This is a genomic window from Meridianimarinicoccus zhengii, from assembly GCF_003254465.1.
Taxonomy (GTDB): Bacteria; Pseudomonadota; Alphaproteobacteria; order Rhodobacterales; family Rhodobacteraceae; genus Meridianimarinicoccus; species Meridianimarinicoccus zhengii.
The window spans coordinates 38,667-44,666 of sequence record NZ_QDFI01000033.1 but is presented as its reverse complement, the minus strand read 5'-3'; the positions used below and the strand labels follow the sequence as shown (position 1 = coordinate 44,666).

Annotated in this window: 5 protein-coding genes and 1 other RNA gene; 4 read left to right on the top strand and 2 right to left on the bottom strand. The window is 65.4% G+C overall.

The window, feature by feature from the left end:
- Positions 1-320: 320 nt before the first annotated feature.
- The gene (locus tag DDE13_RS23215; protein ID WP_222626086.1) at positions 321-638 is read left to right on the top strand and encodes a hypothetical protein; all 318 of its coding nucleotides are present in this window, start codon (positions 321-323) and stop codon (positions 636-638) included.
- A 14-nt stretch (positions 639-652) separates the two neighbouring features.
- Here DDE13_RS23215 and ssrA read toward each other — a convergent pair.
- Positions 653-999, bottom strand: a transfer-messenger RNA (tmRNA) gene (gene ssrA / locus DDE13_RS12085).
- A gap of 104 nt (positions 1,000-1,103) precedes the next feature.
- Between ssrA and mbfA the strand changes: the two genes are divergently transcribed.
- Positions 1,104-2,078 carry an iron exporter MbfA gene (gene mbfA / locus DDE13_RS12080; RefSeq protein ID WP_111404514.1) on the top strand — a complete coding sequence of 325 codons (975 nt, stop codon included), beginning with the start codon at positions 1,104-1,106 and terminating at the stop codon, positions 2,076-2,078.
- A 169-nt stretch (positions 2,079-2,247) separates the two neighbouring features.
- Here mbfA and DDE13_RS12075 read toward each other — a convergent pair whose 3' ends face one another.
- A complete protein-coding gene (locus tag DDE13_RS12075) occupies positions 2,248-3,303 on the bottom strand; it encodes an extracellular solute-binding protein (RefSeq protein WP_111404522.1) in 1,056 nt (351 codons plus the stop codon).
- Positions 3,304-3,487: 184 nt separating this feature from the next.
- Between DDE13_RS12075 and DDE13_RS12070 the strand changes: the two genes are divergently transcribed.
- On the top strand, positions 3,488-4,477 hold the full coding sequence (locus DDE13_RS12070) for an MDR family oxidoreductase (RefSeq protein WP_111404512.1): 990 nt from the start codon (positions 3,488-3,490) through the stop codon (positions 4,475-4,477).
- 87 nt (positions 4,478-4,564) lie between these two features.
- On the top strand, positions 4,565-5,986 hold the full coding sequence (locus DDE13_RS12065) for a cryptochrome/photolyase family protein (RefSeq protein ID WP_111404510.1): 1,422 nt from the start codon (positions 4,565-4,567) through the stop codon (positions 5,984-5,986).
- Positions 5,987-6,000: the final 14 nt, after the last annotated feature.

The window sequence follows — 6,000 nt, the reverse complement described above, 5'->3', positions numbered from 1 at the left end:
GAGTGCAACAACTTCTTCAAGGCCGCCGGATACGGAACCGATTAAACGCGACACGCTCTAGTCTTGGTCATCGGGGTCTCCGTGTGGTCCGTGGTTGAAGTCGCCAAACTCCACCTCGACCATGCACCTCGATGGCCACCAGGGATCACACCGTCGACGGTGCCGAAATTACACCACGTGCTCGGACGCTACCGGGGCACTACCCGCTCGATCTCCCGGATCGGCAAACCCTGACGCAGGAGTAGCTTCCGGGTAACGTTCAGTAGTCCCATGTCTATCACTCCTTTCACCCCCTCGCTCTTCGCTTGGGGAAGGGTCACATGGGTCAAATCTCAGTGGAAATTACGCGCTATCCGGGTCAAATCTCAGTGGAAGCCAACAGCACCGATTCTTCTTGGCGCGGTCTCGCACGGTCTGCGGGCCAATGCGGCCATCCGGCTGCGCCGCGCAAGATACAGTGGTTTGCAGATACCGATATGCTCGGCATCTCCATGGAAATGGTCGAACACTTCCGCAGGCACGCGGACCGAAAGGCGAGCGGGCAGGCGGTTCTTCGGCAGGTTCAGGTACGCAACGGGGGACGAGATCACAAAGCCGCCAAAAATGGAAACAAAAACGATGGTAAAACAATGCTTTGAGGTGCCCTAAGAAAAGTGCAGGCTTCTGTTGCCAGGTGCCTGCGGACCCCGCCTCACGCTGCTAGGCGCAAGGGCTTAGGTTTCGGTCTCGCTACTGCTTACGCAGCAACTGCAACCGGAGCACGATTGTCATTTGCAATTGTACTTTTCGGACCGATAACGGTGGTACCTCACCGAGCGAAAGCAACCCCTTTAGACGTCCGTCGATCCTGTTTCGGCCCCATTCTCCGCAAATGACGAAGTTTTGGTGGAGCCGCCGGGTACCGCCCCCGGGTCCGAGCCGCTTATTACGAGCGCGTTTATCGCCATAGTCCCTGAAGACAAAGCAGATATACGGTGCGCGCGCCGCGATTTCAAGCGTTTCGAGATGCGGCCGCTGGCGCGGGGGGCCGGCACGCAGCGACGCTTGCATCGCGTCCTTTGAATGTTTAGAATCGTTCCAAACTATCAAGGCCGAGGTCCCACATGCGCCCGTTCTCCACTCGCCGCCGCTTCGCCGACTTGTCCGAGCAGGAGGTTCTCGCCCTTGCCATATCGTCAGAGGAAGACGACAGCCGGATATATCGCGGGTTCGCGGGGCACCTGCGGGACGACTTTCCCGCCAGTGCCGCGGTCTTCGACGGCATGGCCCGCGAGGAAGAGGGCCACGCCCAGCGGCTGATCGCGCTTCACAAGACGCGCTTTGGCGACGTGATTCCACTGATCCGACGCGAGCATGTGGCCGAGTATTACAGCCGCAAGCCCGTCTGGCTGGCCGAGGCCCTGTCGCTGGACGACATCCGCGGACTTGCCGGACAGATGGAGCGAGACGCGCACACCTTCTACATCAAGGCGGCACAGCGCGCATCCGATGCCGATACCCGCGCACTGCTCAACGATCTTGCTGCCGCCGAGGCGGGTCACGAGACTCGCGCCCGCGACCTGACCGAAACGCACCTGACCGAAGATGCGCGCGCGGACGAAGACGCCCGCGCGAAGCGGCAATTCGTGCTGACCTGGGTGCAGCCGGGACTGGCCGGGCTGATGGACGGGTCCGTGTCGACGCTGGCGCCGATCTTCGCCACGGCCTTCGCCACGCAAGACACGTGGACCACGTTCCAGGTGGGGCTGGCCGCGTCTGTGGGTGCCGGGATCTCGATGGGTTTCACCGAGGCTGCGTCCGATGACGGGGAGTTGTCGGGGCGCGGGGCCGCGTGGAAACGCGGGCTGTCGTCGGGCGTGATGACCACGGTCGGTGGGCTCGGCCACGCGTTGCCGTATTTGATTCCGGCTTTCTGGGTGGCCACGGTGATCGCGGTGATCGTCGTGTTCGTGGAACTTTGGGCGATCGCCTGGATCCAGAAAGTCTACATGGATACGCCGTTCCTGCGCGCCGCGTTGCAGGTGGTGCTGGGCGGGAGCCTCGTGCTCGCGGCTGGTATCCTGATCGGGATAGGTTAGATTTCAACTGTTTGCGGCATGATGCTCAATCATCGCCGCGGTGGTCCGAGGGGGCGGTCCCGCGTGCATGGCTGCGAAAAACCATGTCCAGTCAACGGCCTGCGACGCATTTTGCATGTTTCTGGGTGGCGGCCGCTACGCATCCGAGCCGCCGCCTTCCGCTAATGGCTCAGAAACCGGTCTTGATCCGCTCGAACACGGCAATCATCCGTTCACGCATCCGGATATCCATGGGAACCTGTTGCAACACGGGTGTGGTGGTCGTGCCAAGCCCCACCGCGTCCAGCGTGTCGGCCGGGATCGCGTTCATCGCGGCGGCGTTTCCGTGACCATAACCCCATTCGTTAACGATGTATTCGGCGACTTCGGGCTGCAGGAAGCTTTCCATGAAGTCATGCGCCTTGTCCTCGGATCCCGGCCCATCCACAAGGTTCACGTAGCCACAGAACCACATCGACGATCCCTCGGCGGCATCCCTCTGGAACGCGATCGGATGGCCGTCGGCGGACAACTGCACGGGGGTCTCGTTCCAGGACCACGCGATCAGCACCTCGCCCGTCGCCATCAGCTGCGCCAGTTCCGCGCCATCCGTCCAGTAGGTCCGCACGTTCGGATGCACCTGCCGCAGCCATTCGGCGGCCGCGTCCAGGTCGGCCTCGGTCATGGTCGTCCAGTCGGTGACACCGGTGGCGAGCAGCCCAAGCGCAAAGGCGTCATCGGCATTGTCTGGCAGCGAAATGCGCCCGGCGAAGGCCGGATCGGTGAAGACCTGCAAGCTGTCCACCGCCGCCGGATCGACCTCGGCCGTATTCCACGCGATGGCGGTCGCGCCGAGATCGGCGGGAATGAACCACACGTCGCCATCGGCCGTGAAGACCGGGTCGGTACGATAGGCTTCGGCCACGTTCGCGTAGCTGGGGATGCGGTCAATGTCCCACGGTTCGATCAGCCCGGCGGCGCGCCACTTGGCCACGGATTGCGGGCAGGGATGGGCCACGTCCGCGCGGAAGCCTGAGCGCAGCTTCTGGAACGCCTCGGACTCGTCGCCGAAGAAGCTGTAGGTAGGGCTGGTGCCGTGGTGTTCGGCGTATTGCGCCCAATACGGGTCTTCCTCGTATCCCGACCAGTCGAGGATCAGAAGATCGGGATCGGCGGCGAACGCGGGTGCGGCGGCCAGCGCCGCGCCCAGGGCCGTGCGGCCGCAGAGTCGGGCAATTCGGGTCATGATGTCCTCCTTCATGTTGCACGCACGCTAGGCGCGGACGCGGCGGGCATCAAGAATTCTGCGGGGGCGCGCAGCAGCCTCAGGCCTGCGGGGTTCCCAAGCGCGGCGGAATCCGCCAAGCAGGAGGGACGCCGCCCGCCACGCGGGCAGGGATCGGATACCGCAAGGAAAAAGGGAGGCGCGCATGTTCCGTGCACTGGTCGTGGACAAGGACCCCGACGGCAACACGAAAGCGACGGTGCAGCAGGTGAGCGAAGACCGCTTGCCCGACGGCAACGTGACCGTCGCGGTCGAGTATTCGACGCTGAACTACAAGGACGGGCTTTGCCTTGGTTTGGGCGGCGGGCTTGTGCGGAACTGGCCGCACGTGCCGGGGATCGATTTCGCGGGCACCGTGGCCGCATCGGACGATCCGCGCATCGCGGTGGGTGATCGCGTGGTGCTGAACGGCTGGCGCGTGGGCGAGGCGCGCTGGGGCGGCTATTCCGAAAAGGCGCGCGTCGATGGCGGAATGCTGGTGCATCTGCCCGACGCGATCGACACGCGCGCGGCCATGGCGATCGGGACCGCGGGCTATACCGCGATGCTGGCCGTTCTGGCGCTGGAGGATCACGGGCTGCAACCGGGGCAGGGCCCGGTGCTGGTCACCGGGGCTGCGGGCGGCGTCGGGTCGGTGGCGACCGCGATCCTGTCGAAACTGGGTTACGAGGTCGCCGCCGTCACAGGCCGGCCCGAACAGGAGGGTTACTTGCGCGATCTCGGCGCCAGCCAGATCGTGCCGCGTGCCGAACTGGCGGAAACGGTCAAGCGCCCGCTCGAATCCGAAACATGGGCCGGGTGCATCGATGCCGTGGGCGGGCCGATGCTGGCGCGTGTCCTCGGCCAGATGAAATACGATGGCTCCGTAGCGGCGGTCGGTCTTGCTGGCGGATCGTCGCTGCCCGCGACCGTGATCCCCTTCCTGCTGCGCGGCGTGAACCTGCTGGGGATCGACAGCGTGATGCGCCCGCTGCCGCAGCGTGAACGGGCTTGGGCGCGACTGGCGAACGATCTGCCGCTGGACAAGCTGGAGGCAATGATCGTTCCCGCGAAGCTGGAGGATCTGCCACGGCTGGGCGCCGAGATCCTCAAGGGGCAGGTGCGGGGCCGGGTCGTGGTGGACCTGCGCGCTTGAGGCCGGTACGGGCCGTCGCCTTGACCGGGGGGCGCGCGGGCTATGTCCCGGCCATGAAGATGAACGAACGGGCAGGGCAGGGACGGCATGGGCGATAAGGCCCCGGTGATCTGGTGGGTGCGGCGCGACATGCGCCTGTCGGACAACCCCGCGCTGGACGCAGCGGTCGCGTCCGGTGGGCCGGTCATACCCGTGTTCCTGTTGGACGAGCTGCATGACGGCTACGGCGCGCTGCCGCGGTGGCGCATGGGGCTGGGCGCGGGCGCGCTGACCGATGCGCTTGCGGATCGTGGCAGCCGCCTGATCCTGCGCCGGGGCAAGGCGGCAGAGACCTTGCGCGCACTGGTGGCGGAAACCGGTGCCCGTCGGGTCGTCTTCGGCTACCTTGCCGATCCAGATGCCCGTGCCCGCGACCGCGCGGTGCATGACGCGCTGACCGCCGAGAACATCGAGGTCACGCGCATCCGCGGCCACCTTCTATTCGATCCCTGGGCCGTCGAGACGAAGACCGGGGGCTTCTACCGGGTCTACACGCCCTACTGGAAAGCGGTGAAAGATTCCGAGATCGATGCCCCGCTGACAGCGCCGTCGCGTATCCCCGCGCCGGATGCCTGGCCCGTGTCCGACCGGCTGGAGGACTGGGATCTTTCGGCGCCCATGAAACGTGGGGCCGATGTCGTGCGCTCGCATCTTACCGTGGGCGAAGCCGCGGCTCAAGGGCGGCTGGGCGCGTTCATGGCCCACCGCGTCGCGGCATATGACACGGACCGCGACCTGCCCGCCGTAACCGGCACCTCCGGGCTGGGCGAAAACCTGACGCTGGGCGAAATCAGCGCGCGCACCTGCTGGCATGCGGGGCTGGAAGCGATGCGGCAGGGCAAGCCCGGGGCGGAGACCTTCCTGAAGGAACTGGTGTGGCGCGAATTCGCCCATCACCTTGCATGGCACACGCCGCATATCACGGACAGCAACTGGAAACCCGACTGGGACGCGTTTCCGTGGAACGAAGACGCCGACCACCCGCATGTCACGGCATGGCGACAGGGGCGCACCGGTATCCGTTTCGTGGACGCCGCGATGCGCGAACTGTACGTGACCGGTTGCATGCACAACCGGGGACGGATGATCGTCGGATCCTACCTGTGCAAGCACCTGATGACCCACTGGCGCATCGGGCAGGCATGGTTCGCCGATACCCTGCGCGACTGGGACCCGGCGTCGAACGCGATGGGTTGGCAATGGGTCGCCGGCAGCGGCGCGGACGCGGCCCCCTATTTCCGAGTGTTCAACCCGGTCACGCAGCTTGACAAGTTCGACCGCAACCGCGCCTATGCCGACCGCTGGATCGCCGAGGGCAAGCGCAACCCCGACCCGTTGGCGCTGTCCTATTTCGACGCCGTGCCGCGAAGCTGGGGGCTCGAGCCCGGTGCACCCTATCCCGATCCGGTCGTGACGCCCGAGCACGGGCGCACGCGCGCCCTTGACGCCTACGCGGCCCGTACTTTTTGAATATGAAACCAAAT